The sequence below is a fragment of the Vibrio sp. 1874 genome (assembly GCF_033344395.1).
GTDB classification, from domain to species: Bacteria; Pseudomonadota; Gammaproteobacteria; order Enterobacterales; family Vibrionaceae; genus Vibrio; species Vibrio alginolyticus.
This window is the reverse complement of the sequence record NZ_JAWPOR010000177.1, coordinates 1-1,058: the sequence shown is the minus strand read 5'-3', so window position 1 is coordinate 1,058 and position 1,058 is coordinate 1. Positions and strand designations below refer to the sequence as shown.

The 1,058-nt window shown below is 42.3% G+C and carries 2 protein-coding genes; both read right to left on the bottom strand.

Annotation, left to right across the window (positions count from 1 at the left end):
- Nucleotides 1-16 precede the first annotated feature (16 nt).
- A complete protein-coding gene (locus tag R8N46_RS25445; RefSeq protein ID WP_318189808.1) occupies nucleotides 17-619 on the bottom strand; it encodes a 2OG-Fe(II) oxygenase in 603 nt (200 codons plus the stop codon).
- Nucleotides 620-778: 159 nt separating this feature from the next.
- A partial coding sequence (locus R8N46_RS25440; protein ID WP_318189807.1) for a hypothetical protein occupies nucleotides 779-1,058 on the bottom strand: 280 nt, incomplete at its 5' end.

Genomic DNA, 1,058 nt, shown 5'->3' with positions numbered 1-1,058 from the left:
TTTTCATTTTTAAATGTTAGCTCGCGATATCCAGAAGGTTATCTCTCACACCATTAATTCTAAACCAGCCAGCGATACTGAAACGCTCCGCGTTAGTCGGCAACACTTCATGAGGAAACTGTTCAGATAAGAACACCAGTAGACGCCCCCCACGAGGCGGGATTGTTGCGATTTCTTTGTCATTGAGGTCATAGACGACCAGTTCGCCCGCGTCCTCTTCACTCCAAGATTCATTCATGTAGAACACCGTGGTTAAGCGACGGTTTTCGTTCCCTTTAAAGCAATCAAGGTGTTTTTGGTAAAAATCGCCTTTTTCGTACTTAGCAAAGTGCGCTTCATACTCAAACAAACCCAAGAAGAAATGGAGGTTCACCTCTTGTCGAATCTCTTCCATTTTGCTCAAATAATTCGCGATTGGCTGGCCCATAGCTGGTTTTAACCATTGAATTTTGTCACTACGAATTGATTCAATTCGGGTCACATCATCATTTCGACCAATGCGTGCTTTCTTCCAATTATCCGGTATGCAATCACGTAATTGGGTTACTTCGCCTTCAGAAAGAAAGTCATCCCAAATGTAGTAACCATCCGTTGCTAACGCATCGATCAGCTTGTTCATTTATTTTATTCACTCGTGTGGATTGGGCGGTTTATATAAAAAATTCAATCCAATGCAACAAATGCAACTTTTTGTCGAAACGACAAATTCTGAATCAGCAAATAAAACTGAAAGAAAAGCACACAAAAAACCGCTCTCTTGAGCGGCTTTTTTAGTAAGTTATCGGGCACCATAAACCACGGGTGGTTGATGCATCGGCCTGATTCGCTGGATAGTTCGGCGCTGTTTGTTCTTTAGTTGGATGTGACACAGTTCCAGCACCAAACCAAACGCCATCGCAAAGTACACATACCCTTTATTGATATGGATTGCGAAGCCTTCGGCCATCAGCAAGCCACCCAGCAATACATCAACTATTAAGAATAGTAATTGGATTGTAATTAAAAGAAAAAGCGCCTTTCGGCGCTTATTATACATCCCTAACCCAAACGTCCTTGAC